This is a genomic window from Vicinamibacterales bacterium, assembly GCA_041659285.1.
GTDB lineage: Bacteria > Acidobacteriota > Vicinamibacteria > Vicinamibacterales > UBA2999 > 12-FULL-67-14b.
On sequence record JBAZYO010000010.1, the window covers coordinates 152,309 to 177,914 of the forward strand.

Below are 25,606 nucleotides of genomic sequence, written 5' to 3' on the forward strand. Positions count from 1 at the left end.
GAATTTGCAGATTCGGCTCTGCGTCCTCCGTGTCCTCTCTGGCTGACTTTCGTCATTCCGCTCGCAGGGCGATGAGCGGATCCACCGTCGTCGCCCGGCGTGCCGGAATCAGGCACGCCAGCACGCCCGCCAGCACGAACACCACGGCCACCGCCCCGAAGATCAGCGGATCACGCGGCGCCGTCTGGTAGAGATACGACGACAGGATGCGCCCCGCCGCCAGCGCCCCGCCAATCCCGAGCACCAACCCCGTCACGACCAGCGTCAGCCCCTGCCGCAGCACCATGGTCAGCACGCTCTCGCGGCTGGCGCCCAGCGCCATGCGCACGCCGAACTCGCGCGTGCGTTGCGTCACCGACGTGGCGATCACGCCGCCGATGCCGGCCAGCGTCACGAGCAGGGCCAGTCCGGCGAACACGAGGAGCAACGTCGCGGTGAGGCGCGGCGCCGCCAGCGCCTCGGAGCGAAGATCGTCGAGGGTCTGCACCGCTTCGACGGGCTGATTGGGATCCACGGCGTGGACCGTGTCGCGCAACAGTTGGCCGAACCTGGACGGATCGCCGGCGGTGCGCACGAGCACCTGTCCCGCGAAGCCTTGCGGCGTCTGTGTGAGCGGGATGTAGACCTGGGCCACGGTTTCGGTGGCCAGGCCGAACTGCTTCACGTCGCCGACCACGCCAACGACGGTGTACCAGGTTTGGCCGCGGTTGGTCGAGACGCGCGAGCCGACCGGATCGGTGCCTTCCCAGTACTTCGCCATCGAACGATTGATCACCGCGACCGGCAGGGTCTCCTCCAGGTCGAGCGCGTTGAACACGCGTCCGCTCGCCAGTGGGATGCCGATCGTGTCGAAGTAGTTGTCGCTGGCCACGCGAATGTCGGTGGTCGGACGGCGCTCCGGATCGTCGGTGACGCGGCCCTCGATGTCGAACCGGGTGGTGGAGGGTCGCGCGCCCGCCAGCGGCACGGCGTTGGTGACCGCGACCGACACGACACCAGGCTGCGTCTCGAGCCGCTCGATCATCGGCAGATACAGGCGTCGCAGCGCGTTGACGGTGCCGTAGCGCGAGAAGTTGCCGTAGACCTGCGCCGACAACACGCCCTCGGACCGGTAGCCGGTCTCGACCTTCTGTAATCGGTAGAAGCTGGCCACCAGCAGGCCCGCGCCGACCAGCAGGACCACCGACACCGCGACCTGCGCCACGATCAGGGCGCCCTGCATGCGCCGGCGGCCCGACGCGTCGCCGGCCTGGTTGCCGCCCTGCTTGAGCGCCGACACCAGGTCGATGCGCGTGCCGAGCGCCGGCAGCGTGCCGAACAACACACCGGTCACCACCGACACGCCGAGGGTGAACGCGAGCACCCACGCATCAATGGTGATCTCGCCGGTTCGCGCGGTGAAGCGGCCGACAAACGTCGTCAGCATGCCGACCGTGGCCCACGCAAAGGCCATCCCGACGATGCCGCCGGCGATCGAGAGCAGGGTGCTTTCGGTGAGCAACTGGCGCACGAGGCGGCCGCGGCCGGCACCCAGGGCGGCGCGCATCGCCAACTCGCGATCGCGGCCGAGCATGCGTGCCAGCGTGAGGTTGGCGACGTTGGCGCAGGCGATCAGGAGAATCAGGCCGGTGATGCCGAGCAGGATCATCAACATCTCGCGGGCGCCGCCCGTCAGCGCCTCGCGCACGGGCATCGTGGTCGCCTGGAAGCCCGAAGTGGCGGCGCGATACGCCGCCGGGTGGTCCTGCGTGAAGGTGTGGCAGATGGCACCGACGGTGCTGGCCGCCTGTTCGGCGGTGACGCCGGGCCGGAGGCGGCCGAACACGTTCAAGGCGCTGAACGCGCGCCGGTTCCGCGCGATGTTCTGCTCGGCGGCGGCGCGAAACGGGCACGCCAGCACGGGCATGTAGACGTCGTTCTCCTGCGGGTAGTGCGGCACGTTGGGCAGCACGCCGATGACGCGGTGCGGCCGGTCGTTCATCTCGAACACCTGGCCCACAATCGTGGGGTCGCCGCCGAACTTGGTGCGCCAGTAGGTGTGGCTGAGCACCAGCACCGCCTCCGCGCCCGGCACATCGTCGGCCGGCTCGAAGGTGCGGCCGAGGACGGGCTTGATGCCGAGCAGGTCGAAGAAGTTGGCGGAGACCACTCCGGTATCGACGGCGTCGGGCTCGCCGCGGTTGACCAGGTCGAAGTTCATCTGGTGGTACTCGACCAGGCCGTCGAAGACGCTGGCGGCGCGGGCGCGGTAGTCGAAGTACTCCGCCACCGCCACGCCGGTCTGGCGCTGGCCGGCGAGTGGCGCCGACTGTTGCACCACCACCAGGCGGTCGCCGTGCTCGTAGGGAAGCGGCTTGAGCAGCACGCCGTTGATCACGCTGAAGATGGCGGTGTTGGCGCCGATGCCGAGGCCGAGCGTGACGATGGCGAGCGTGGCGTAGCCGGGCCGCTTGACCAGCGCCCGCGCGCCGTAGCGCAGGTCGGCGAGCAGGGTTTCGATCCAGCTCACGCCGCGCGCCTCGCGGGCGTCTTCCTTGTGCTTTTCCATTGGCCCGAAACTCCTGAGTGCGCGGGTGCGCGCGTCGTCGGGGCTCATGCCCATCGCGATGTTCTTGTCGGTTTCCATCTCGATGTGAAACCGCACCTCGGCGTTGAGCCCGCGATCGAGGTCACCTCCGCGAATCAGCGCGTGCAGCCGTTTCCACATGGCGTGAACCCTTCAGAACCCTTCAGAACTACGCTTCACTGGCCAGTATCTTCCCCACCGCGCCGGTCATGCGTTCCCACTGGCGCGTCTCGTCCTTCAACTGGCGTTCGCCCTTGCGCGTGAGGTGGTAGAACCTGGCCTGGCGGTTGTTGTCGGAGGCGCCCCATTCCGCGTCGAGCCAGCCGGCGGTTTCGAGCCGCTGCAGCGCCGGGTAGAGCGAGCCCTGGTTGACGCGCAGGACGTGGTCGGAGATCTGCAGGATGCGCTGCGCGATGCCCCAGCCGTGCTGCGGCCCGAGCGCGAGCGTCTTGAGGATCAACAGGTCGAGGGTGCCCTGGAGCAGGTCGAGTTTGGCCACGTCAGCGCCCTCCGCGCCTTGAGTGAGCGGCGAGTCTTGTCGGCATTCGACAGAAGCATGCCCGCCCTCCTGTCGGATGTCAACAAGAGCGGCGCAAAACGGTGGGACGACTGTCGGGGAGGGGCCCGATCAGAAGAGGAACGGGATCATGCGCCACGTCCTGGCGCGGTAGGTCGCGTATTCGGCGGCGCGGCGGCCCGTCGCCAGCCGGCGCTCCTCTTCCCAGGCCGAGGAGATGTAGCAGCCGATCATGAACACCGCGGTCGCGGCGAGAAACAGGTTGTGCGTGGCCACCGGCGCGGCGGTCCACGCCAGCGAGTAGGCGAGGTAGATGGGGTGGCGGATGATCCGGTACGGCCCGGTCTGCAGGATGGTGTCGCAGGGCGGGTCGTAGACGAAGGTGCGGGTCATCGGCGTGCGGCGCGCCGCCTCAATGGCGGCCAGGAACAGCGCCAGCGCCACCGAGTAGATGGCAATGCCGATGCCGGCCCAGAAGTCGGTGGCGGCGTTGAGCATGATCAGCGCGATGCCGTGCATCAGGCCGCACAGCACGCTCCAGTCCTGGAACAGCCGTTGCGCGCGCGACACCGTGGCGGGCTGGATGAAGAAGTTCTGGAGCGCCACCGCGAAGACGATCAGTGTGGAGCCACCGACCACCGCGAGGGCCCATTCGAGCAACGTGTCGGGGAATTGTGCTGACACGATGAACGAAACAAGTCTACCGCCGCACTGGCCGATCCGAACAGGAACGCCGAAATAAATGCCGCACCCCAGGCGTCCGCCGCCGATGAACGGAATGTCTCGTCATCATCAGCGGCTGGCGCGCATCAGCCCCAACAGGGACGGCACCACCCTCCCGGTGCGATCGCGATATGCGCGGTAGCCATCGCCGAATTGCGCTTCGAGCTGGCGCTCTTCGCGGCGCGCGGCCACCACGTAGACGGCGACGGCGAGCACGCCGCAGACGGTGATCATCGGCCCGTGCGTGGCGACGGGAGCCGCCAGCCACGCCAGCGAGTAGGCGATGTAGAACGGGTGCCGCACCAGCGCGAACGGTCCGGTGGTGATGAGCGCCTTCGGCAGGGGGTCGTCCACGAGCGTGCGTGGCAGGTGCACGCGCCGCGCCGACTCGAGCGCGGCGAGAAAGAGGAGCGTGGCCAGCACGTACATCACGATGGCGGCGCCCGCCCACGCCGGCCCTTTCGACCCGACCAGGAGAAGGCCAAAGAAGTGGATCACCGCGAAGCCGACGCCGACATCCTGCAGGGCGCGGATCTTCGGGTTGTTGGTGCGGGAGTCGAGAAAGAAGTCCTGCAGCGACACCGCGATGATGACCGCCGTGGCGGCGGCAACGGCGAGGAGCACCCAATCGAGGGGTGACTGCGGCAGGACGCGCATAGTGGGTGTAGGGTATCGCGGATGCGGGTCCGGCTTCCACCACGGGTCGTGACGGGGAGCGGAGAAATTGCAGGGACGGTCCGTCCCATCAGACGACATGACCACGGACGCCCCAGCGTTACCGGATTGCCTGGACAGCGGTCTCTTTGACTATCGCGATCCCAAGGGCGGGCACCTCACCGATCGGTGTCAGCCGTTTGCCGCCTGGGTTGACGCGTCGCGCCGGGAGGGCCTGTTCCCCTTCATTCGCCACCACAGCCACTCCCCTGACACGCACAGCGAGGTGGTTGATTTCGGGGGGCACCGCTACTCCGGGATCAACCTGGCTTCGCAAGACTATCTGGGGCTGGCGCGGCATCCTGACGTCATCGCCGCCGCCCGCGCGGCGTGCGAGGCGCACGGGACCCACAGCGCAGGCTCCGAGCCGATGGGCGGAGGGCTCGCGGATGGACAACTGCTTGAGCGGGAGCTGGCTGACTTCCTTCAGGTTCCTCACGTGGTGCTGTTTCCCACCGGTTGGGGGGCGGGATATGGCGCCATCAAGGCGCTCGTCCGCCCTTACGATCACATCGTCATCGATGCGCTCGCCCACGACTGCCTTCAGCACGGTGCCCGGGCGACCGGCGCCACGGTGACGCCGTTTGCGCATAACGACGTCGCCAGCCTCGACAAGCGCCTTCGGCGCATCCGCAACCAGACAATTGCCGGCGCGATACTCGTGGTCACCGAGTCGCTGTTCTCGATGGACTCGGACCATCCGGACTTCACCGCTCTCGTTGCGGTATGCCGGGAACACGAGGCACAGATCCTCGTCGACGTCGCCCACGACCTGGGAGCGATGGGGCCTGGTGGCCGTGGCGTTCTCGCCGAGGCCGGAGTAGTCAACGACATCGACGTGGTGATTGGATCGTTCTCGAAATCGTTCGGTTGCCTCGGCGGCTTCGTCGCCACACGATCGCAGGCGGCGTCCTACTACGTGCGGGGATTCAGCGGCACCTACACCTTCTCGAACTACCTGATGCCGGCGCAGGTGGCAGCCGTCCGAACGGCGCTTCGAATCATCGGCTCAGAGGAAGGCGAAGGGCTTCGGCGACAGACGATGCGCAAGTCGCAGGTCTTGCGTGCCGCGCTTGCCGCCGAGGGATTTGAAGTGATGGGCCGCCCCTCGCCGATCGTCCTGCCACGAATTGGCTCGGAAGGAACCGCCAGGCTCGCGCAGCGTGAATGCCTGCGACGGGGCGTCATCGTCAACAGCATCGAGTTCCCGGCCTGCCGAAAGGGCGAAGCGCGTTTCCGCCTGCAGATGTCGCCGCGGCATCAGGATGAGATGCTGCCCACGGTGGCTGCTGTCGTCCGCAGAAGCGTTGACGATGCCTTGCTACAACGGCGCTGAGTGCGACGCAGACGCGAGCACGCCTGCTTCCCGCACGCGCGCCGGCATTGACTTCACCGGCTTTCCAGCTGTTGCCGGACTGAGTGATCCAGTTCGCGCGCCGCGCCGTCATTGCCGTCAAGTGAGGTTCGCAAGAAGGGGGAGTCAATCGCCTCGAGGTACGGTGTGTCGTCGAGGTGCAGCACCATCGAGAACACGCGGCCAAACTGCGGATGATCGATCCAGCCAAGGTGTGGCCGGTAGCCCAGCTTCAGGAAGAACGCAATCAACGGCGGATTACAGTCCATGAAACTGCGCCGCACGCCCGCAACAAGACCCTCCTTGTAGGAGAACCTGGCCAAGCGGAGGCTGAGATCGCTGCGGCGATACTCGGGGTGGACCATGAACTTGGTTGCGATCGCGGTGGCGAAAGGATGACACGCGCAGTCGCCCATGCCATAGAGGTGCTCGTAATCGCCGACCGAGGACTCGCTGCTGAGCGTGGACATCAACGTGCCGATCACTCTTCCAGTCGTCGTTTCAACCGCGAGCGCGATCCGGGACCGTGCGGCGAGTGGATCGTGAAGCTCCTCAGCCCCTGATTCTGCGACGGCGCCGAACCGCTGCATCTGGCGGCAATAGATGTCGAACCAGAACCTGCGAACGGCCGGGAGCTGCGTCGCGGGATCCGCGAGGCAGACGCGTACTGAATCGGCAGTCTTCATTGCTGCGTCCGTGGCCGTTGCACGTCCCATGCGAGCCCAAGCGCTTCGAGGGCTCGAATCAGCAGCCACGTAACGTCAAGCTGCCACGCCGTCATGCCGTGCCTGGCGGAGTGCGGCACCGCATGATGATTATTGTGCCAGCCCTCGCCGAGAGCGAGCACTCCCAACACGGCGTTGTTGCGACTGTGGTCCACGGTCTCGAACGAACGCCGGCCGAAGGAGTGGCCGACGGAGTTCACGGCCCATGTGACGTGCTGCAGCGCGAAGATCCGGGAGAAGCCGGCCACCAGTACGGCTTGTCCTGCGGCGAACGGGTCGCGCGCAATCAGCCAATCGATCAACCCGGGACTGGCAAGCGACAAGCCGATCCACCATACGTAGTTGCGGTCAACGAAGCGGATGACTGAGTCGCGATACAAGTCGTTGGCATAGCGCCCACTGGCTCGCCAGCCAGTGAAGAACCACCCACACTGTGCGTGGGCCAGCGAGGCACAGAAACCCCGGAGCCCCGGTTGCCGGCCAAACGCGGGGCTGTGCAGGTCGCCGGGACCGTCGCTGTGCTGGTGGTGGAGCCGATGATCGGCCACCCATCCGAGTATGGGTCCCTGCACTGCCATCGACCCGGCGACACCTAGCAGCAGCCGTGTCGGGGTGCTGGTGGCGAAGCTGTTGTGCGCGAACAGGCGGTGATAGCCGGCAGTGACGCCGAGCGCCGTGATGAGGTACAGGCCGGCCGCCAACCACACATGTCGCGGCTCGATCCCCCAGCGGATGATGGTGACGCTGGCGGTGATGGTGCCCAGAATCGGAATGAGCACGACCGCCGTGAGGACCGAACGCCACATTCGGAGCGCGCGCCCCTTGAGGACGACCAGGCCGTCCCTGGTTCCGTTCATCTCGACTCACCTGCCCGCTTGACGGCGTCCTTCCAGCCAGGCAACGGGTAGACGTGCCGAAACGCCTTGAAGCCAAAGATGATTTCGTCGGCGCAATGCGGGTACTGCCGGACGGTCTGCAGAATGAGGTGGTCGACGACCTTCGCGTGCTTGATGTCCTCGGTAGCGTGGAACTCGACGTACTCCATGCCATCGGGCGTGTAGCCCTGGCTGGACAGCGACCCTTTCAGCAGTCCGGTCACGATCGGCGTCAGGCCCTCAAACAGGTACAGCGCACCGAGATAGGCAAACGGTAATCGCTTGTGCGCCAACATTCGCCAAAACGCCGCCGTCGCGAACGCCGTGTGAGTCATCAACTGGCCGCGAACCTCACGCTCGTCGCCACCCATCGCCACGAAGTCGCGAGCTGCCATCTCGCCGTGATCCCACTCCTCAGACTGGTGGATCAGCATGGTACGCACCTGCTTGGCGGCGAGGGAGCGCGGGAACTGCCCGATCACCGCGATGGTTGCCTCAATCACATCGGGCTGATACAGCGCAACCTCGCGGTAGACCTCGCGCAAGATCGCGCGCACGCGCTGCGGGTCGGCCGAGGGCTCTGTCAACTGTCGCCACTCGTCCATCGCCTTGATTTCGACCAGCAGCGCGTCGATTGATGTCCTGAGACAGGCCAGTGTCGCCGCGGCGACATCGGGTGGATTGTCGGGGGCTCTTCCGTTCATCTTGGCACTGAGACGGACAGACGCAAGGAATTCCCATCCACCACGGCGGGGTGGTGGCTCAGGCGATTGCGGACGTGCGCCGGTTTAACGGTGTCGGCTGGCCCGATCGTGCCTTGTGCGCTGCTTGTTCCCCATGCAGAGAGCTGTGCGGCGTCGCCAGCAACCGCGACGTCATTGGGCACCGTAAGACATTGGGGGTGAATGCAAACATCCGCGTGCTAGTACTCGTTCACGTCGCCCCAGTTGTTCTCGTCCGGGCAGCAACACCGCGATGATGACCGCCGTGGCGGCGGCGAGGAGCACCCAGTCCGGCGGGGTCCGCGGCAGGACGGGAGTGTCGGACGCTGGGTATCGCGGACGCGGTCCGCCCTGCCACGCATCGCCTATCCGCAACGCGACTCAAGGCGGCTGGCGATGTGCAGACGGAAATCCGGCGTAAGTCTCACACTACAGTTCGCAGGCCGCATGGGAGATCCCAGCGGCCTTTAACTGGTCGCAGATCCACTTTTCCAAGGTGAGGTCGAGCAGAACAAAGCGGGTCTTGTCGACACAACATTCCCTATCCAACCCCGCATTGGGAGCGGGCCCAATATGTAGTCCCGCAAGTTTGGCAGATCCGCTGCGGTCAGTCGTGAAGAGCCCGCCGCCGCTGTCATGCCCGCACGCGCGGCCAAGCAAGATGTTCGCCGTCCAGGCCGGCTGCTGACTGCACCCATCGGTCGGACTGCAGGCCGCCGTCAACGCGCCGACGGCGGCTTTGCGGACTCCCGCTGACGAGGGTGGTCTGCCATAGCCCACAAGTCGCATCGTGGTGCCTGCGCTCACCGCCGAGGCATCGGGCCACACCGACATGCCCGCCGGTGCGGTCGGGTCCAGTTTCATCTTCCAGATCGAGACACCGGCCGCCGCATTGTTGCCGATCAGTGTTTCCAGGGCAGCAAAGCCGCCCTTGTCGTCCTTCACAGCGTTCTTTTCCTCCAGTTGACAATGCGCAGTATCGGCGGTCAGGAGGATCGTGTCAGCGATCCTGACCGCCGAGCATCGTGTCTTCGCGTCGACCCAGACGACTTCTGCATGTCCCGCTTCGGTGGGGCCGTCCTGGAGCCTCTCCAGGATGTCGATCACGGCCCAGAGAAGCGCCACCAGCAGCAGAAGACCGACAAACTGCCATTTCTTCAGCTTAGCCACGACGGCCCACTAGTCCTCGTAGCGCATACCAAAGCACTCACCGCTCGTCTGCTTGTAATCGAGACATGCATTCTTTGGATCGAACTCCGGCACGCGGAATCTCCATGGGAGCAGCGAATACAGCACGAAATGATCGAAGGATGGGGTCGAGTGATTCGGATCATCCAGTGAAAGGACCCACACGTCCAGATCCGTGGTGTCGAAACGAATCATCGTTCTGGACGCTGGCCTGTGGATCGTGATTGCGGGTTCGAACACAACGGTCTTCTCGAAGAGGAGCGCATCCGAGTAGGCCTTAGGCCCGTCGCCTGGAAACAAGCTGATGGGAATCTGGCCAGAATTGGGTTCGAGCGGAGTGGTCGAACTGAGGGTTCCCTCGCCGAGCACGAAGCGGGCGGCGATGTGGGGGCTCGTACGCCAGTACGGAGCCAGTTCCAATCCTGGAGCGGCGACGTTGGCACTGGGGATCCACTCGATGCTCTTCCAGTCCGTCTTGTCGAGGTTGCATCCCTTGACGGAATCACGGTTCGGCGTTCCGCGAATCACCGTGAGCTTCTTCGAAATATCATTGGCGAGCGAAACGGTCGCACCGCTGAGTGACCATCCGACAAATCCAGCGACGCTGGTCGCACCGCCCAGCCAGTTCGCCCGGATGGCCCCTTCCAGGGGGAAGCGTTGGTCCGGTCCCTCCACCTCCTTGACACTTGACTCTTTGACGACAAGCAATGGCAGGTGACTGCCGACGTCCTTGACGAGATCGCGATGAGCGTCTGCCGCCGATGGGTCTATCAATGCCACCTCTCCTGCGGCGTAGCCCTTCTCGACCCCAGTCGTGGAGAGATGGAGGAACGTAAGGCCGGCGAACCTGATGCGTACGGACATGTGCGAACTCCTCAGTGTTGAGAATGGTGGCGTCAACTACTCGCAATGAGCACGAATCCACTCCACCAGTTACTGGTCGACGAGCGTTGCTTGGCCAGACGCTGGGCATTGGCAAGGGCACAGGAAGCGTCCATTCCTGATGCGAGAGCCCGATGAAAGTCCAACATCAATGTTGCGGTCAGTTCATCCGGAATGTCCCAGACGGTGACCAGCACTTGCTGCACGCCGGCCGCGATGAAAGGCCTTGCGAGGTTCATGAGAACCTCGCCCCGCGTAAACGGTCCGCGGGCCGTCTGGCAGGCTGCGAGCACGACCAAGCGCGTCCGGCTGAGCCCGGGCCCCAAGAGCGCACTGACGTCCAAGGGACGGCCCGTAGCGGGATCGCTAATCGCCAGGGTCATCCGATCCGCGTACCGGCCATCGGCCATCGCATGCATCGCGATGTGAATCACATCGGCTTCCCGAAGCGCTGCCTGGAGGGCACGAGTGTCGAGGTTCCCGTCGAGCACTCGCGATCGGTGATATAGGCTGGCGATCGCGTGCGCCTCCGACCGAGCACCAGGAAGAGCCGGCGAGTCGCGGCCCACACGGTCGGCCAGGAAAACGGCGAGGGCATCGGGGCGTGCCGGCGCCGCCGCTCGCAGTGCGTGGCTGTACGCACTCACCACCGTTGGTGCGATCGTCAGTGACGGTTGATCGGCAAGGACGCGACCGGTATTTCGGTCTCGAAGCCCGGCGAACGGGATGCTCTGGGTGTTCCAGTCAGGCACGACCACGAGATGATCGTCAGCTGAAAGGCGATGGGCCAGCGGGCGGATCATCGCGTCAAATGCTTCCTCGAGCTGGCCGGTGGTCGGTGGGCTTCTTCGGTTGGCCAACGCCCTCAGCCCCGTCACATCTTCCAGATGCCTGAATTCAAGGCCTGAATCGGTGATTAACCACGAGAAAAGGCCCCTGTCTGACATCAAGAGGCAGAGCACTGCGTGACGGGACGGCAGCGACGTCAACGTCAGGTCGTGCAACACCGAATCGTCGGATGCGCTTTTCACGACTCGCGCCCGGCCCCGCTCTGCCCATGCCAGCCCTTCTTCGGGTCGCTGCAGATCCAGTGCCGACACGCCGACGATTTCTGAATACAGATCCCATGCCCGGTCGAGGTACGAAATGCGTTGCGCAGCCTCCTGTAGACGCGCGCGCTTAGACTCCAGTGCCTCGATTCCCAACGCGAACTCGTCACGCGCTTCCACGAAACGCCCCTGGCGACGCATTGCCGTTCCCCGCAACAACCGCAGGTGCGCGATCCGATACTCCGAAGAAACCGCGTCGATGTTCGCTCTGGCTTTCTCGGACCACAACAGGCTGTCCGCACTGTCGCCTTCACCCGCACGCATTTCTGCCATCGCGATCCAGGCGTCGCCCGTCAGACGCGTCCGTAAGTTCGGGTTCGTCACTGATGGCTGCAGATCCACGGCGTGCTGAAGGAACGGATTCGCTTCTTTGAATCGGCCGGCCGCGACAAGTGCCCTGCCGGCTCCAACTGCTGATTCGAACTGATAGTTCACTGACTTCTGGGCACGCGCGAGGGCACCGGATTCCGCGAAAAAGTTGTACGACGCCATCCCGGCGCCCATGCTGTGCGCCGTATACCCGGGAGCGGTGAGCACCGCCTGGACCTTTCGATACTCGCGCACTTGGTCTATGTCGGCGAGGGCCTGCCGGTGATGCATCCAGGCGTTGTCATTCATGCCGAGGTAGCCGAACGCCTCGGCCATTGACTGGTGCATCGCGACGGTGTTGTCTTTCTCCGGTAGGGCCTGATAGACATCAAGGGCGACGCTGTAGAGTTGGATCGCCTCGCCAAACCGTGCCTGCTGAAAGCGCACCGCAGCGATATTCCACTGCAGACGAGCCCACAGCGACGTCTTCTCCTCGATCGCGCCACTGCGCTGCAAGATCTCCGTCTCTCGCTCCACACCCTCCAGATCTGACGCGAAAAAGCGGGCCGCGATTCCGTACTGCCGCGCCCACCAATGCAAGGGGCTTCCGTGCGCTTTCAAGACTGCGCCTGCAGCTTGAAACATCGGGCCGAATTCCTGCGGGGAACTGCGCGCATAAGCGGCGCGCGCCGCTTTCCACGTGATGTGCGCTTGAGCGAGCTGGAGCCGCGATGTCACCGGCGCCTTCTCGACGACCTCGACAGCGGCCAGGGTCGGCCGTTCGCCCCGCAACGAGAGGCACTCTGCAACGGCGCGCGCCCGTTGCAGCCAGTGGCGTGCGGCGGCCTCGTCGGCGAGCCTGACTGCGTCCCCCCAGGCCGGCAGAAAGTAGTCCTCGACCAGTTCACGTGCAAGTTGACCGTCACGACCCACCTCGCGGCAAGTCGAGGCGACATCGGCAGATTCGAATCGAACAAGCTCGATCTGATAGTCGCGAGGAGTCCAGGCGCCGATGGTCGAAGACAGCCGCCGCCTCGCTTCGTCCGCCCAGCGGGATTCGGCGTCCACCTCGAGGAAGGCGCGCCACGCGCTTTGCGCCTGGTTCTTCAGGTTGAAGCGTTCGAGGATCAATGCCTTATTGAACAGGGCTTCCGGCAGTCGGGGCTGGTCCAGCAGAACGCGCTCCACCAGGTCCAGCGCTTGCACCAACTCTTCGTTACGAGCGGAACTTTCGGCGCGACCGAAATGGGCGGCAGACAGGTCCGCCAGCACCTCGGCGCTCGGCTCCAGCGCGTACGCGCTCTCCAGATTCGACACCGCCTCATCGAATCTACTCATAGTGGCCAGCGCAACGCCCCACGCGTGGAGGTTCTCTGCGCTCGGATCCTGCTGCGCCTTCTTCTGCAGCTCACCCGCTGCCGCCAGCAACGCGAGATTCTGCTGCGACAGATCGCCAGGTCCGCGCGTCACCGATCGCAACGGACCGTACTTGAACCCGCCGCTCAGCCGCGCCTCGATGTAGCGCTCCTCGCCGACTGCCGCGACAAGTTTCGCAAGCTGCGGATCGACGGCTACTCCGCCAGTCAGCCGCTGCAGCAGGTCCGGCTGCAAGCGCACCACCAGCACGAGCGCCGCCGCGGCGGCGAGCAGCCCGCCGCCGGCGACGATCCAACGTCGCGTCGTCGACACTCTCGGCGGCAACGGAACGACCGGCGCCGGCGTCGCTTTGGCTGGTGCCGAGGCGACGTCGCCGAGTTCGTCCTGCGCCTTCATTAGCTCTACCAACAGCTCATAGCTTTCGCGATCGGTGGCGAGTTGGGCCTCGACGACGGCGCGTTCGTCCGGGGAGAGACGCTTGTCGATGTACGCCGCCAATGTTTCCGGGTCGATGGCCTTGCCCGCCCTGGGTTCATTCGTCATGCGCCACCCCCGGCGTTCGATGAAGTAGACGGCCCGACTCTCAATTTCCCCAACTCGGCCGCCAGGATTTCCCCAAGCTCCGCCTCGGGGTTGCTGAACAGGGCGTGCAATTCCTCCACCGTCACCCCGGCGGCCATCATCGACGCGCCCAATTTCTCGTGAATCTGCTCGATGCGCCGGTAGTACGGCTTCTGCTCGCCGCCAATGGCGTCGGCAATTCGGGGCACGGTGAAGCCATCGAGGTAGCGGAGCCGGATGATCAACTGCTCCTGCGGCGGCAGGCCGCGAAGCGCCTGCGCCAGCGCCTCGCTCGCGCGGGTCGCCAGTTCATGGGGGTCGTCGAAGCCAAGCCAGTCGGTCGAACCGGCCGGCGCCGGCACATCGTCAAGGACATCCGGATCGGTGAACCGGCGCGAGCCCCGGCGCGGCAATCTCGCCCACACCTCGTCGCATTCGTGCCGCGATTTCGCCTGGCCCGTCGTCACCAACGTCTCCACGGCCTCTTCGTAGTCCCGGCCGTCGCGGCTCACCAGCTTTTCGAGTTCCACCGCGACCGGGCCCAGCGTGCGCGCCTGCGCGCTGGGCCGCCAGCGGCCCCACTGCGCGTTGCGCCAGTCCTGGAACAGGTGGAGCACCACCGAGATGAGGTACGTGCGCAGGCTGCTCGTGCCCCGGAACTTCCGCAGCACGGCACACTCGTCGGCAATCAGGCGCAGGCGCGCCCACGACGAGAACTCATCGCCGTCGTCGGGTGCGAGCCGATGCCGGCGGCTGACGAAGGCGAGAACCGCCTCGATGGTCTCCGAGTGTTCGGAGTACGAATCTGTTGACGACACGCTTAGGAGGAGTTCCGCGGATTATGGTGACAATCCGGCTCGTCAACAAGGGGTTTCCGGCGCTATCTTGTCACCTGGAGTCGTATAATGTCCCCCCGAGACCGTGATCCGACGACTCGTGTCCTTCCTGAGAACCTACCGGAAAGCCCGCCGGCTTGGCTTTGCGCTGCTGGACGCGATGCGCGCCGCGCGAGTCAACTCGCGCGGCGCCTAGTCAAGAAGCCGGACTCTACTTAATCGCCGCAATCACGCGCTTGGCGAACTCCGCTTCGTTGCCGGCGTGCCATCGCCACACCACCACCAGATCGTGATCGGGTGAAATCAGGATGGTGTTGCTGCCGGCGCCGCGCGCGCCGTAGACGTTGGTGGGCAACCCCGGATAGTTCTTGCCCGCCGTGTTCAGCCACCACAAGTAGCCGTAGTCGGGCCCGTGCGCGCTCGCCGACACCGCGGCCTTCACGTACGCCGGCGGCAGCACCTGCTTGTCACCCCACTTGCCGCCGCGCAGCCACAAGTACCCGAACCGCGCCATGTCCCACGAGTTGATCCACACGCCGCCGCCCCACCGCGTGCCGCCGCTGACCGACGGCATCTTCTTGCCGTCGATGGTGACGTAGCTGTTGTGGTACGGCACCCACTTCCAGGCGTTGGAGGCGCCGATCACGTCCATTACCTCATCGCGGAACACCTCGGGCACCGGCTTGCGGAACGTCTGCAGCAACGACATGCCGAGCCGGTTGATGCGAACGTCGTTGTATTCGTAGAAGGTGCCGGGCCGCTTCAACTCGCGCGGCTTGCGCTCGCCGTCGCCGAACGCCTCGGCGCCGACGAAGTCGTCCTTCTTGCCGAACATCGTGCCTTCCCACTCGGTTTCCTGCTGCAGGTGCATCTTCCAGGTGACCTGCGCGTTGCGCGGGCCGTCGTAGCCGCCGTCCTTCACCGTGGCGCCGACCGGCGCGTCGAGGTCGGTGACTTTGCCGTCACGCACCGCGATGGCCGCCACCGTGGACATCATGCTCTTGGCCACCGAATAGGTGGGATCCACCCACGTGGTGTCGCCGAATTCGGCGACGACGTAGCCTTTGTAGATCACGAGGCCGTTGGTCTTGGCGCGCCTGGTGGGGACCGAGCCGAGCAGCGACCCGAAGATTTTCTCCTGGTCGGAGAAATCCATGGCGCGCGTGGACTCGCGCGACTGCGCGAAGGCGACGGCCTCGGCGAGCCTCGCCGGGTCCATGCCGAGTTCTGCGGGCGTCTTCTTCGCCCAGGCGCCGGCCGGCGGGTAGTACGGGGCGCTCTGTGCCGAAACGAACGTGGCCACGGAGACGCAGAGGCACAGAGAAGACAGGATCTTCAAAACCAAAGGCCGGTTGCGCAGGTTGATCGCTCTCATTGATTCATTCCCCTAACTAGTGCCAGAAGGGCGGGACTTCAGTCCCGCCTAGTAACCGGGGCCCAACAACACCGCATTCATGAACAACAACATCGTCGATTCGGTAAACGCCCGGTAGTTCGGGTCTTCGGCGAAGCCGATCACGTGGCCCTGGCCGAAGGGCTGGTGCATCAGGAACGCCTTCTGCACCAGGATGTCCTGGGCTTCCGGCCAGATCAGGCCGGAGGCGATCAGCTTGTCCTTGGTGGCGTAGATGCCGACGTTGCGCCCGCTGTTCAACTTGAGCGGCGCGAACACGCGGTTGCCCTCGATCATCACCTGCGTCTCGGCGTCGTTGCCGGCGGTCAGCCAGTGATTGGTGTCGAGCGTCACGCGCAGGATGGCGCCGGGCTGCGAAGCGGGGCGTTCGCGATCGGGTTGAATCGCCTTGTCGTAGTCAAAGACCTCGCCCGGCTTCGGCGCGGCACCAGCAGCACCCGACGCACCTGACGCACCCGATGCACCTGATGCACCCGCGGGCGGCGCCACATCCGGCCGCCCGTCCTTGAGGAGACCCGTCGTGTCGAGCAGCCCGACGCTGGCGCCGGTGGCCCAGCGCGTGGCCTCGGCCATGGTGACCAGCGTGCCGCCGCTCCTGAGCCAGTCCTTCACCCGGTTCAACACGCCGTCGTTGATGGTGCCGTTGAAGTTGCCCGACGGCATCACGATGACGTCGTAGTCGTTGAAGTTGGCGCGGCCCAGCGAGCTGGTGCGCACCGCGGTCACGTCCTGGCCGAAGCGGCGCTCGAGCACGTAGCGGGTCCAGCCGGCCGACAGCGTCTGCGTGGGCGTGTCCCACACCAGCAGGACCTTGGGTGACTTCAACGCCTGCACGTCGTTGCTGCCCAGCGACGTGCCCTCGTCCACCCACGTAGCGTCGATCGGAACGATCTCGGCGCCGTATGTCGTGCCGAGCGCGGCCAGCTTGGGGTTGAGGTCAGCCGGGTTCTCGGCGTTGCGGAAGAACGCCGTGCCGATCGGATAGCGGCGACCGTTGTGCGTGAAAGCGCCGCCGACGCTGCGGATGCGCAGTCCCTGCCGGAGGGCGTCGGCCGAGAGGGCGGCGGCGCTGGAGCCCCACGGCATCAGGTAGCCGACCTTGCCCGGGGCCACGGCGCGCGCCGGCATCGCCGCGTCGTACTGCGCCGGCACCGGGGTTGACCTGGCGCCCACTGGCGCCGGGCTGGCCACCACTTCCACGTCGTACAACATCGGCAGGTTCCACGCCGTGATGTCGTAGATCTGATCGTTCAGCCGCATCTTGCGGCGCTCCTCCTGCCGCTTGATGAACTCCGCCGACTGGTCGGTCTTCGGGTCGAGCAGGTTGCGCAGCATGCGCGCCGTGGGCTGCGTGTTCGAGGCGATGTAGGTGCCGGCCGGCAGGGTCCGCGCGGCGAGCTTGATCGGCTCGTCGGCCCGCCGCACCTCGATGCCCTGGGTGGCGAGGTTGCGCGCCAGCCGGTCGGCGCGCGACGGGTCGTGGCCCGGCACGATCAGGTACTCGCGGACCGGCCCCTTCTCGCCCTCGGCCACGGCGCTGCGCCGGTAGTCGAGGTAGTCGCGCATCAGCTTCTCGCGATTGCGGGCCGCGGTGATCGCGGTGGTGATGGCGGCGTTGAAGTGGTGCATCACGCCGTCGCGATAGGTGAGCGTGTCGCCGTCGCTGCGGGCAAACGCCAGCCCGCGCGCCGAGGCCTGCTCGTAAGTCATGCCGATCGAACCCTGGAAGGTCGGCCACGAATCGCCGTAGCCGGGGTAAAACGCGTCGTAGACCTCGCGGATGTAGTACGCCCAGCCGCGCTCGTCGAAGCGGCCGCCGTTGGCGCGGCCGAACAGGTCCCACGACGCCATCTGGCTCTTGGTGATGTGGGGGTTCAACGGATCCGCCGGCGGCGCGAAATAGTAGGCGTTGTCGCCGCCCTGCTCGTGCAGGTCCACGGTGACCTGCGGCACGTAGTCGAGGCCGATCCTGATGCGGCCGCGGGTCTCGGGCTGCGACTGCGCGAACCAGTCGCGGTTCATATCGAACAGGTAGTGATTGACGCGCCCGCCCGGCCATGGCTCGTCGTGCTCGGCGCTGTACGGCGCGGAATCCGCCGCGGAGGCGCGGCCCAACAGGTTCTGGAACACGAAGCGGGCACGGCCGTCCGGGTTCTGCATGGGATCGATCAGCACCAGCGCGTCGCGCAGCACGGCGTCCACGCCGGCGTCCCCTTGCGAGGCGAGCAGGTGATAGGCCTCGGCGAGGGCGGCGTCGGCCGACGAGATCTCGTTGCCGTGCACGCCGTGCACCAGCCACACCACCACCGGCAGCTCGCGGGCGAGGCGATCAGATTCCGCCGGCGCCACGGTGCGGGGATCCGCGAAGCGCCGCAGATCCGCCTTCACCTGATCGAGCCTGGCGATGCGATCGGCGTTGCCGATCACGAACAGCCACAGCGGCCGGCCCTCCCACGTGCGCGCGTACTCGACCAGGCGCGTCCGCGTGGGCGCCGCCTTCTGCAGGGCCTGGAGATACTGCGCCACCCCCTCGGGCGGGGTGATGACCTCGCCGTGGTCATGGCCCAGCACCTGCTTGATGGTCGGGATGGCGGTGTCGTACTTCGCGCCGGGCCAGAGCGCCGGCTCCTGGGCCCACAAAGGGGAGGCCACCGAGGCACAGAGACACAGAGCCAATGCCTTCAAATACAAAATGCCGGTCCTCATTTGTCGAAGTACTCCAGGAGCTGTTGCGCCAGGCGGCCAATGCGGTCTTCGGCCTCGCCGTAGTTGCCGGGGATCACGTCGCCGCGCCCGCGAGCATGACCGCCAGACTGAAGGCTTTCCGCACGCCGGATAGCTTATGACATTTGGGCTTGGGGCTCGGGACTCGGGCGCCTGGAGTGCCAGGCGCCTGAATATGGGAGACTGGGCGATATGTCAGCCGGCAAACAGCACCTCTACCCCATTCGCATGACCTGGACCGGCAACACCGGCACCGGCACCGCGAACTACCGCACCTACGACCGCGCGCACGAGTATTCGGTGCCGGGCAAGCCGGTCATTCCCGGGTCGTCCGACCCCGCCTTTCGCGGCGACGGCACGCGCTACAACCCGGAAGAGCTGCTGGTCATGGCGATGTCGTCGTGCCACATGCTGTGGTACCTGCACCTGTGCGCCGAGGCGAAGGTCATCGTCACGGCCTACGATGACGAAGCGGTGGGGACGCTGCTTGAAGTGGCAGCGACCGGAGGCCACTTCACCGAGATCGTGCTGCGGCCAACGGTGACACTGCAGGCCGGCAGCGACGCCGCGCTCGCGGAGACGCTGCACCAACGTGCGCATCACCTGTGCTTCGTCGCCAACTCGGTCAACTTTCCGGTTCGCTGTGAGCCGCGGACTCTATTCGCGTAGATTCAGATCCAGGCCCTACTCGGCGATGTAGCGCCAGGGGTCCTTCACGCTGGCGCGCCGCTAGATCGTGAAGAACGGGCGGGCCGGCTGCGGCTTGACGAGCGTCAAGTGCTGGGATCAGGACGAACAACAGGAACAGCGTCAGTTTCTTCACGTCAGAAGAATTTGCCGCTCCTGTCGGTTGGTATCTGACCGCTAGACGCCGTATTTCTCCGGGTCCCAGACGAGTCCGAGCTCCGTGGGCGGCGCCATGTAACCGGCCAGTGCCGAAGCGGCCACCACCGACGGCGATGCGAGATAGCCCTCGCCGCCAAGGCCCATGCGGTTCTGCCAGTTGCGGTTGAACGAGGTGATCGCGCGCTGTCCCTTGACCAGCGCGTCGCTGCCCTGCCCGAAGCATGGCCCGCACCACGAGGCGCGGATCTGTCCACCCGCGTTGCGGAACACATCCGCAATCGACTCACCACCCAGCCGTGGATCGGGGCGCTCGATCAGCAGCTTGACGCCGCCCGATCCCGGGAACACCACGAGCTCTTTCTGCACCTTGGTGAGGCCCTGCGCGCGCGCCGCCACCAGCACCAGCGCCGCCGAGAGCAGGTCGTCGTAGCTGCCGTTGGTGCACGACCCGATCATCGCCTTGTCGAACTCGATGCGCTCGCGCGCCACGTCTTCGGCCGGGAACGCGTTGCCGGGGCTGAACGGCTTGGCGATCATCGGCGCGATGTCGTTCAATACCAGCTCTTCATCGATGTCGAACACCGCATCAGGGCCGCAGCCGAAGTGCGGATACGGCAACTCCGTCATGCCCTTGGCCTTGTACCAGGCGTAGGTGATGTCGTCGGGCGCGAAAATCCCGTTCAGCGCCTCGGCCTCCGCCATCATGTTGGCAATGGTGTTGCGGAAGGCGATGGGCAGTTGCTGGCCGGCGTCCACCAGCTCCACCGACATGCCCTGCGACTGCCTGGCGCCCCAGCGCCGCAGCAACTCCAGCACGATGTCCTTGCCGGTGACCCACGAGCTCAGCTTGCCGCGGAAGGTCACGCGCCGCTGCCCCGCCATGGTGAAGTAGATGTAGCCGGTCGACCACCCGAACCCGAGTGTCGTCGAGCCCACGCCCATGCCGACCGCGCCGTAGGCGCCGTAGGCGCGGCTGTGCGAGTCGGCGCCGGGAATGAACTGGCCGGGCAGCACGAGGCCCTGCTCCGGAAAGTAGAAGTGGAAGATGCCGTCGCCCGGCGTCGCGTAGTACGGCTTCTTGATGTCGTGGAACGCGGCGAACTGCCGCCCGATGCCGGTCTGCTTGTCGTCGTCTGCCTTGCCGGTGAAGACGAAGTGATCGTTGGCCACCGCGGCCTGGCGCGGAAGAATCGAATTGCCGCCGGTGATCTGGTTGAAGGTGTGGATCGAGAAGGGCGCCGTGCCATCCGAGGCCGGCAGCAGATCCGCATACACGCGAAGCGTGGCGCCCGGTGCGACCTCGGCGTCCTTGTCCACGCGGTGCGCCCACACGATTTGCGCCGTCGTCGACATGCCGCGCGCCTGCTCTGCATCCGGGAAGATCACTTCCGGCTTGCGCTCGACCGACGAGCGGAACTCGCGGCGGCCGACGGCGAAGATGCCGCCGCTCTGGCGGATCTCGTCTTCCTTGGCGCTGAGCGGCACCGGCGTGTAGGTCTTGGCCTGGGTGACATTGACGACCTGGCGCGAACCGGTCTCGTAGGTAAACTCGTCGCCGTCGTTCGCGTCGGCCACCGCCTCAGGACTCTGGACGACGTGCAGGCCGAGGTTGAAGGAGTTGCGGCGGAAGATGTCGCCCATGTTGTGGCCGCAGATGATCACCATCTCGAGGCCCACTTCGTCGGCAATCGCCTTGAGGCCGGCCGGCGACATCTCGCGGGAGCTGCCGATGGCGAAGCGATCGCCCGCCACGACGAACGTCTCGCCCTGATGGACGCGGGCGCGGAAGTCGGGCATCAGGTAGCGGAACGAGCCCGCCTTCCACCGCTCGTCCAGCGTCTCCAGGCTCTCTGACACGCAGTCGGCGGCCGGGGTGATCTGGTCGGTGTCGATGGCGTCGAGTTTCTTGCCGGGGTGCTTCGGGTCCCAGATCACCAGGGCCTTGCCGCGGATGGTCCGGCTGGCATCGCCGCCCGCCAGGTCGGCGGGGCGCGGAGCAGGCAAGGTGTCGAGGGTAACGCCGGGCTTGAGGATGGCGGGTTTCGCGATCTGCATAACCTATCGATTGTAACGTGACGAAGTGGTGTCCGGCCTCTTGACCCGCCGTAGCGTTCGCGAAGGCGGTTAGCCGGACTAGAATGGCGGCCATGCGTTACACCACATTCGCCCTGAGCTTCGCTCTAGCAGCGCTGTCGATCGCGACGCCGACGGCGCAGGAGAAAGTCGACCGCGACATCCAGTGGAAGATCCGCCGTGAAGCCACGGACAACTCCCAGATTCTGCGCACGCTCCACTTCCTCACCGACGTCTACGGCCCGCGCCTGACCGGGTCGCCGAACCTGAAGGCCGCACAGGACTGGGTCGTCAAGGAGACCACGACCTGGGGCCTCAAGAATGCGCACCTCGAACCCTGGGATTTCGGTCATCCCGGCTGGTCAAACGAACGCCTGTCGGTCCACGTGACGGCGCCCGTCAAGGACTCGCTCATCGCCGAGGCGCTGGCGTGGACGCCGGGCACGAATGGGACGGTGACCGCGCCGGCGGTGCAGATCATCGTGCCCGCGCAGCCCACCAAGGAGGTGTTGGCGAAGTTCTTCGCCGATCACCGCGACCGCGTGAAGGGCAAGGTGGTGATGGTGGGAGCGCCCGCCGTTGTGCGGGTGACCATCCTTCCGCCGCAGAAGCGGCGCGAAGACAACGAGGTGCGCGCCCAATACGACCCGGCCAACCCCGCCCCCGGTGGCGGATTTCCCGGTGGCCCGCCGGCGCGGCCGGACCCGAACGTCGTGCCCGCCAACCAGGTGGCCGAGCAGCTCGATCAGTTCCTGGTGTCGGCCGGCGCGGCCGCCCGCGTCAACGACGCCGGCCGGGAGCACGGACAGATCCGCGCGTTCAACAACCGCACCTTTGACATCGCCAAGGCGGTGCCGACGGTGGTGATGCGCAACGAAGACTACGGCCGCCTCTCGCGCCTGCTGGCCGATGGCCTCGTCGTCGAGCTCGAGCTGACCATCGTCAACCACACGTCACCGGAGGGCGCCACCGCCTACAACGTGGTGGCCGAGATCCCCGGCACCGACAAGGCGCAGGAGGTGGTGATGCTGGGCGGCCACGTTGACTCGTGGCACTCCGCCACCGGCGCCACCGACAACGCCATTGGTTGCGCCACCATGATGGAGGCCATCCGCATCCTGCAGGCGATCGGCGTCAAGCCGCGACGAACGATTCGGCTCGCGCTGTGGAGCGGCGAGGAACAGGGCCTGCTCGGCTCGCAGGCATATGTGAAGCAGCACTTCGGCATGATCGAAGACGCCAAGCCGGAGCACGCCAACTTCGCCGGCTACTTCAACATCGACTCCGGCACCGGCCGCGCCCGCGGCATGTCGGTGTTCGGGCCGGCCGACGCCGCCGCCATCCTCCGCGACGCCACCAGGCCGTTCGAAGACAACGGCTTCTTCGGCGTCAGCGCCACCCAGAGCCGCCGCCGCGGCGGCACGGATTCAACGTCGTTCAACGAGGCCGGCCTGCCGGGGATTGGCATCCAGCAGGATCCGATCGAATACAACTCGCACACCTGGCACACCAACCTCGACACCTTCGAGCGTGTCATCGAAGACGATGCGAAGCAGTCGGCGATGGTGATTGCGGCGGCGGTCTACCACCTGGCGATGCGGGACGAGAAGCTGCCGCGGCTCCCGAAAGACAAGATGCCGCCTCTGCCAACGCCGTAACGAATCCGGATTTGGTGATCTCGTGATGTGGAGATTTGGTGATTTGCTGGTCGCCAAATCGCCACGTCACGAGTTCGCAAGATCACCAGATCATCATTCGCTTGGCGTCTTCAAGAAGCGCCTGACGTTCGCGTAGGTGGCGGTGGCGAGGATCTCGTCGAGCCCCAGCGCCGCCTTGTAGTACTCGTCCATCTGTGACGGCACCCAGAAATCCAGCGCCTCGTCTTTCTTGAAGGTGACGGTGATCGCGCAGCGCACCGCCGGATCGGCGGCGTTGAGCTCCGTCTTCACCACCGTGCCGGTGAACGGATCGATCCAGAGACGCCCGGTCAGCGCCAGGTCGCGTCCGCGCGTGGTCTTGATCAGCGTCGGCCGCGCCGCTTCGCGGTAGGCGGCCCGCCGCAGCACGCGGCCGGCGATGGTCTCTTCCCCTTCATCCGTGAACTCGAAGCGCTCGTTCACCCGCGGGTGAAGGAACATCAACGCGAGCGTCGGGATGTTGATGGTGCGCGCGACGTTGCCGACGTAGTGGCGTGCGGTTGCTTCAGTGTACTTGGCGCCGATCTCGAAGCGATCCTTGTCGTTGGTCTGGAACAGCTTCAACAGCCGGTCGTCGCGCTCGCGCACCTTGGCGCCCTTCACTTCGAACACGTCGCGGAACGACATCCAGCCTTCGCCGTCGCCGCCCAACTGCACCAGCATGAAGTCGGAGCGGAGCACGAGGCGGTTCATCGCGCCGCCGGCCCGCATGCCGCCACCCGGGTTGCGCTGGTTCAGGTTGTCGCCGGGGTTGGTGGGCCGCTGCAGCTCCTGGACGTAGGTTTCTTCCGCCACCAGCAGCGAGAACTTCTGCTCGTAGGCCATCACGTAGCGCATGGCGCTGCCGATGATGGTCGTGAATCCGGATCCCGGCGTGTTGCCGACCTGCGCGCCCACCGTGACCGACAGGCCGAGCGCGATAACGACAATGTGGAGTCCGGCTTTAGCCGGACTGGCTGTGACTCGGCTTCGCATGGCTGGCTCCGCCGGCCCATCCTACCGTAAGCTTGAGGATTCCCGTGCGCGCGTCCCTCCGCTCCGAACTGGTCCCCATGCTCCGCCTCGCCGTCCCCGTGGTGATGGCCGAACTCGGCTGGATGGCGATGGGCGTGGTGGACACGCTGATGGTGGGGCGCCTCGGCCCCGAGGCGATCAGCGCCGTGGGCGTGGGCGCCGCCCTGCACATCGCCGTCGCTATCTTCGGCATGGGCGTGCTGCTCGGCCTCGACACGCTGGTGTCGCAGGCGTTCGGCGCCGGCGACATCCGCGACTGCCACCGCTGGCTGTTCGACGGCCTGGCGCTGGCGGCGCTGATGACCCTGCCGATCATGGCGGTGTGCCTGCTGCTGGCGTTCTCGATCCCGTCGCTCGGCTTCCACGCCGCGGTGGTGCCGCAGCTGCAGCCCTATTTCTTCGTCCTGATCTGGAGCACGCCGTTCCTGCTGGCCTACGCCGCCTGCCGGCGCTACCTGCAGGGCCTGCACCGCGTCACGCCGGTGATGTTCGCCTTGATTTCGGCGAACGTCCTCAACGCCGCCATGAACTGGTTGCTCGTGTACGGACACCTGGGCTTCCCGAGGCTTGGCGTGCCGGGCTCGGCGTGGGCCACGCTGATCGCGCGCATCTACATGCTGGCCGCTCTGGCGGCCGCGATCTGGTGGACCGACAGGCGTTCCGGCCGCGAGAGCATTTGGCGGATTCCGCGAGTTGTCGATCCGGCGCGGCTTCGCCGCCTGCTGACCCTTGGCCTGCCGGCGGCCTCGCAGACGCTGGCCGAGGTCGGCGTGTTCGCCCTGGCGACGGCGCTGGCCGGCACGCTGGATCCCATCTCCGGCGCGTCACACCAGATTGCGCTCAACCTGGCGGGCATCGCCTTCATGATCCCGTTGGGCGTGGGCTCGGCCGGCGCGGTTCGCGTCGGTCACGCCGTGGGCGCGGGAGATCCCGTTCGCGCCGCCGCCGCGGGGTGGACCGCCATCCTGCTCGGCGTGGGGTTCATGCTGACCTCCGGCGCCCTGTTCGTGGCGATGCCGCGGACGCTGATCGGCTGGTTCAGTGCGGACCCCGCCGTGCTCACCGTGGGCACGTCATTGCTCTACCTCGCTGCGATTTTTCAGCTGTTCGACGGCATTCAGGGCGTGATCACCGGCACGCTGCGAGGCATCGGCGACACGCGCACACCCATGTTCGTCAACCTGGCGGCGCACTGGTTGCTGGGGTTGCCCGTGAGCTACACGCTCTGCTTCGTGATCGGCTGGGGGGTGTGGGGCCTGTGGGTGGGCCTGTCGCTGGGGCTGATCGTCACCGGCACCATCCTCCTCTGGGTCTGGGCGCGGAAGATCCATGACTATCGAGTCGCCCATGGTCTCTGACCCGCACCGCAGTCGTGCCATG

General features: G+C 66.1%; 19 protein-coding genes. 4 read left to right on the forward strand and 15 right to left on the reverse strand.

Annotation, left to right across the window (positions count from 1 at the left end; genetic code table 11):
• Positions 1-52: 52 nt before the first annotated feature.
• The 4 genes from WC815_16855 to WC815_16870 form a co-directional block, all read right to left on the reverse strand.
• Entirely contained in the window at positions 53-2,707 is a 2,655-nt protein-coding gene (locus tag WC815_16855; protein ID MFA5910455.1) for an ABC transporter permease, read from the reverse strand.
• Between the two features lie 28 nt (positions 2,708-2,735).
• Positions 2,736-3,065 carry a PadR family transcriptional regulator gene (locus tag WC815_16860; GenBank protein ID MFA5910456.1) on the reverse strand — a complete coding sequence of 110 codons (330 nt, stop codon included), beginning with the start codon at positions 3,063-3,065 and terminating at the stop codon, positions 2,736-2,738.
• A gap of 129 nt (positions 3,066-3,194) precedes the next feature.
• Complete coding sequence (locus WC815_16865; protein ID MFA5910457.1) at positions 3,195-3,767, reverse strand: isoprenylcysteine carboxylmethyltransferase family protein; 573 nt, start codon at positions 3,765-3,767, stop codon at positions 3,195-3,197.
• 108 nt (positions 3,768-3,875) lie between these two features.
• The gene (locus WC815_16870) at positions 3,876-4,463 is read right to left on the reverse strand and encodes an isoprenylcysteine carboxylmethyltransferase family protein (protein MFA5910458.1); all 588 of its coding nucleotides are present in this window, start codon (positions 4,461-4,463) and stop codon (positions 3,876-3,878) included.
• Between the two features lie 97 nt (positions 4,464-4,560).
• On the opposite strand from WC815_16870, the gene WC815_16875 reads away from it, so the two are divergent.
• Entirely contained in the window at positions 4,561-5,856 is a 1,296-nt protein-coding gene (locus WC815_16875) for a pyridoxal phosphate-dependent aminotransferase family protein (protein ID MFA5910459.1), read from the forward strand.
• A gap of 53 nt (positions 5,857-5,909) precedes the next feature.
• On the opposite strand, the gene WC815_16880 is transcribed toward WC815_16875, so the two are convergent.
• From WC815_16880 to WC815_16920, 9 genes are all read right to left on the reverse strand, one after another.
• Entirely contained in the window at positions 5,910-6,560 is a 651-nt protein-coding gene (locus WC815_16880; protein ID MFA5910460.1) for a hypothetical protein, read from the reverse strand.
• A complete protein-coding gene (locus WC815_16885; protein ID MFA5910461.1) occupies positions 6,557-7,456 on the reverse strand; it encodes an acyl-CoA desaturase in 900 nt (299 codons plus the stop codon). The genes WC815_16880 and WC815_16885 overlap by 4 nt, the downstream gene beginning before the upstream one ends.
• Positions 7,453-8,178, reverse strand: coding sequence for an iron-containing redox enzyme family protein (locus WC815_16890; GenBank protein MFA5910462.1), 726 nt, complete (start codon positions 8,176-8,178; stop codon positions 7,453-7,455). The genes WC815_16885 and WC815_16890 overlap by 4 nt, the downstream gene beginning before the upstream one ends.
• Positions 8,179-8,625: 447 nt before the next feature.
• Positions 8,626-9,366, reverse strand: a complete 741-nt coding sequence (locus WC815_16895) for a hypothetical protein (protein MFA5910463.1) — start codon at positions 9,364-9,366, stop codon at positions 8,626-8,628.
• A 9-nt stretch (positions 9,367-9,375) separates the two neighbouring features.
• Positions 9,376-10,248 (reverse strand): hypothetical protein, encoded by an 873-nt coding sequence (locus WC815_16900; protein MFA5910464.1) that lies wholly within the window; start codon positions 10,246-10,248, stop codon positions 9,376-9,378.
• A gap of 32 nt (positions 10,249-10,280) precedes the next feature.
• A complete protein-coding gene (locus WC815_16905) occupies positions 10,281-13,604 on the reverse strand; it encodes a CHAT domain-containing protein (GenBank protein MFA5910465.1) in 3,324 nt (1,107 codons plus the stop codon).
• Positions 13,601-14,440: a sigma-70 family RNA polymerase sigma factor gene (locus WC815_16910; protein MFA5910466.1), complete on the reverse strand. Its 840-nt coding sequence runs from the start codon at positions 14,438-14,440 to the stop codon at positions 13,601-13,603. Before WC815_16910 ends, WC815_16905 begins: the two co-directional genes overlap by 4 nt.
• Before the next feature lie 229 nt (positions 14,441-14,669).
• On the reverse strand, positions 14,670-15,761 hold the full coding sequence (locus tag WC815_16915; protein MFA5910467.1) for a serine hydrolase: 1,092 nt from the start codon (positions 15,759-15,761) through the stop codon (positions 14,670-14,672).
• Between the two features lie 120 nt (positions 15,762-15,881).
• The gene (locus tag WC815_16920) at positions 15,882-18,524 is read right to left on the reverse strand and encodes a M14 metallopeptidase family protein (GenBank protein MFA5910468.1); all 2,643 of its coding nucleotides are present in this window, start codon (positions 18,522-18,524) and stop codon (positions 15,882-15,884) included.
• A gap of 264 nt (positions 18,525-18,788) precedes the next feature.
• Between WC815_16920 and WC815_16925 the strand changes: the two genes are divergently transcribed.
• The gene (locus WC815_16925; protein MFA5910469.1) at positions 18,789-19,265 is read left to right on the forward strand and encodes an OsmC family protein; all 477 of its coding nucleotides are present in this window, start codon (positions 18,789-18,791) and stop codon (positions 19,263-19,265) included.
• 195 nt (positions 19,266-19,460) lie between these two features.
• On the opposite strand, the gene WC815_16930 is transcribed toward WC815_16925, so the two are convergent.
• Positions 19,461-21,497: an aconitase family protein gene (locus tag WC815_16930; GenBank protein ID MFA5910470.1), complete on the reverse strand. Its 2,037-nt coding sequence runs from the start codon at positions 21,495-21,497 to the stop codon at positions 19,461-19,463.
• A gap of 92 nt (positions 21,498-21,589) precedes the next feature.
• On the opposite strand from WC815_16930, the gene WC815_16935 reads away from it, so the two are divergent.
• Entirely contained in the window at positions 21,590-23,173 is a 1,584-nt protein-coding gene (locus WC815_16935; GenBank protein ID MFA5910471.1) for a M20/M25/M40 family metallo-hydrolase, read from the forward strand.
• A 93-nt stretch (positions 23,174-23,266) separates the two neighbouring features.
• On the opposite strand, the gene WC815_16940 is transcribed toward WC815_16935, so the two are convergent.
• A complete protein-coding gene (locus tag WC815_16940; GenBank protein MFA5910472.1) occupies positions 23,267-24,187 on the reverse strand; it encodes a hypothetical protein in 921 nt (306 codons plus the stop codon).
• A 44-nt stretch (positions 24,188-24,231) separates the two neighbouring features.
• Here WC815_16940 and WC815_16945 point away from each other — a divergent pair, with 44 nt between their 5' ends.
• Complete coding sequence (locus tag WC815_16945) at positions 24,232-25,584, forward strand: MATE family efflux transporter (GenBank protein MFA5910473.1); 1,353 nt, start codon at positions 24,232-24,234, stop codon at positions 25,582-25,584.
• Positions 25,585-25,606 lie beyond the last annotated feature (22 nt).

Bases quoted from the DNA above. Each gene is read 5' to 3' on its own strand.
- WC815_16930 (MFA5910470.1), bottom strand. From the start codon at position 21,497: ATGCAGATCGCGAAACCCGCCATCCTCAAGCCCGGCGTTACCCTCGAC.
- WC815_16935 (MFA5910471.1), top strand. From the start codon at position 21,590: ATGCGTTACACCACATTCGCCCTGAGCTTCGCTCTAGCAGCGCTGTCG.
- WC815_16900 (MFA5910464.1), bottom strand. From the start codon at position 10,248: ATGTCCGTACGCATCAGGTTCGCCGGCCTTACGTTCCTCCATCTCTCC.
- WC815_16880 (MFA5910460.1), bottom strand. From the start codon at position 6,560: ATGAAGACTGCCGATTCAGTACGCGTCTGCCTCGCGGATCCCGCGACG.
- WC815_16925 (MFA5910469.1), top strand. From the start codon at position 18,789: ATGTCAGCCGGCAAACAGCACCTCTACCCCATTCGCATGACCTGGACC.
- WC815_16885 (MFA5910461.1), bottom strand. From the start codon at position 7,456: ATGAACGGAACCAGGGACGGCCTGGTCGTCCTCAAGGGGCGCGCGCTC.
- WC815_16905 (MFA5910465.1), bottom strand. From the start codon at position 13,604: ATGACGAATGAACCCAGGGCGGGCAAGGCCATCGACCCGGAAACATTG.
- WC815_16940 (MFA5910472.1), bottom strand. From the start codon at position 24,187: ATGCGAAGCCGAGTCACAGCCAGTCCGGCTAAAGCCGGACTCCACATT.
- WC815_16890 (MFA5910462.1), bottom strand. From the start codon at position 8,178: ATGAACGGAAGAGCCCCCGACAATCCACCCGATGTCGCCGCGGCGACA.
- WC815_16870 (MFA5910458.1), bottom strand. From the start codon at position 4,463: ATGCGCGTCCTGCCGCAGTCACCCCTCGATTGGGTGCTCCTCGCCGTT.
- WC815_16875 (MFA5910459.1), top strand. From the start codon at position 4,561: ATGACCACGGACGCCCCAGCGTTACCGGATTGCCTGGACAGCGGTCTC.
- WC815_16855 (MFA5910455.1), bottom strand. From the start codon at position 2,707: ATGTGGAAACGGCTGCACGCGCTGATTCGCGGAGGTGACCTCGATCGC.